The organism is Paenibacillus terrae (assembly GCF_000943545.1).
Taxonomy (GTDB): Bacteria; Bacillota; Bacilli; order Paenibacillales; family Paenibacillaceae; genus Paenibacillus; species Paenibacillus terrae_A.
Genome location: NZ_JTHP01000162.1, coordinates 1 through 1,613, shown reverse-complemented (window position 1 = coordinate 1,613; position 1,613 = coordinate 1). Strand labels below are relative to the sequence as shown.

Genomic DNA, 1,613 nt, shown 5'->3' with positions numbered 1-1,613 from the left:
ACACGACGACTCCTGCCGCTTCAGCCGCCGTATTCGCCATTCACTCAGTTATAAGGATCAAGCAGAAAAACATGCGAAAGGAGGATAGGGCTTTTTTTATCCTTCTGTTGTTTCTAGGACTGCCACCCAATCTGATGAATAAGGTGGATTTATCTCATGAAAAAATTATTCTGTTTTAGTATTTCATTTCTTCTAGCTTTCGTCCTTTTAGTCATTCCTTCAACAGCTTCAGCAGGTCCAGCACAACCAGTAAGTGATGTTCAAATCTTAAGCGTTACACAATCCGGTAGTACTGGACTCATTGTTGTGCGTACTCAAGGACAACTTTATAACAATAATATTTCTGTTGATGTAAATGGCTCCCTTTTAAAGACGACCGCTGTATCTCAGCGCCCTACAAACGACGGAGGATGGATGTTCTATCTTTCTGTTAACCTGTCCAACTCTCCTAAGTCTGGCATACTCAATGTCACAATTGGTAATCGCAGAAGCCTTCATCTTCTCCACCCCGTCCTTTTGAACAACTTTCGTACTTTTAAATATGCATATAGCATGGATCGGCTACTTCACTCCTTAATCAATGGCTTCATTTCTAAATTTCCGGAATTCTTTAGGTGTTTTTTTATAATGTTTTTTAAAAGACTGAATGAAGTGATTTGCATTATTGAAGCCCACTCTGTCGGCTATTTCAGTTATTGTATAATGTGTTGAGATTAATAATTCACTGCTTTTCTTGATGCGGTATTTAATCAAGTAATCGTAAGGTGTCATATGAATGGTTCTCTTAAAACTACGATTGCACTCTGAAACACTTAGATGTGCTACATCAGCAATTTCTTGCAATGTTATATTGTTTGAGTAGTTTTGATGGATAAAGCTAAGCATCAATTGAAGTCTTTCCTGTTGCAGTTTCATGTATTTAGGTGCTTCCTCGGCAGAAATCGAAATATTAGATATTAAAATTAACCATAATTGAACAGTTTTGATGGAAACCTCATATTCCCACCCCCAGTTTTTTTTCATATCAAATTTCTTTTGCATATCCCAAAGCATTTCTAGTACTTGACTTTGCCATTCAACTTCTCCCTTTATTACTAATGACACTAAGGAAGAGTTTGTATAAGGTAGTACATAATTTTTTTCCATGGCACTATCTGCATAAAAGGCTAGCAGCTTTTCAGGGAAATTAAAACTGACATATTGACCGTTATGTGTCAGGTGCGTAGTAACATGAAGGGCGCCCTTATTAATTAAAATGGCCTGACCGGTTTCTAATTCATGATTAATCCCATTAACTTGTATAACTAGTTTTCCTTTAGTAACCAAAGTGATTTGTAGTTCTTCGTGCCAATGTAAATCATTAAATCCTCTACCTTCAGGGATACTTCTATGAATAGTATGGGTGTACATGATGTATGGAAATGAAACATCGGGATATAAAATGGTCTCGTGCAATTGTTTTTCCATTTTTGCGAGGTCCTTTCTGATGACGATATTTCTATATAAATTAAAGATATTATTACACAAATTTAATAATAGTGGTGATATTATTATATACAGCTTCGGTTTATCATTACAATTCTGTGCACAGAAAACATCTTGGAGGCGTCATT

General features: G+C 36.1%; 1 protein-coding gene. It reads right to left on the bottom strand.

The window, feature by feature from the left end; translation table 11 throughout:
• Nucleotides 1-573 precede the first annotated feature (573 nt).
• On the bottom strand, nt 574-1,467 hold the full coding sequence (locus QD47_RS29390; protein WP_044649456.1) for an AraC family transcriptional regulator: 894 nt from the start codon (nt 1,465-1,467) through the stop codon (nt 574-576).
• Nucleotides 1,468-1,613 lie beyond the last annotated feature (146 nt).

Bases quoted from the DNA above. Each gene is read 5' to 3' on its own strand.
- QD47_RS29390 (WP_044649456.1), bottom strand. From the start codon at position 1,467: ATGGAAAAACAATTGCACGAGACCATTTTATATCCCGATGTTTCATTT.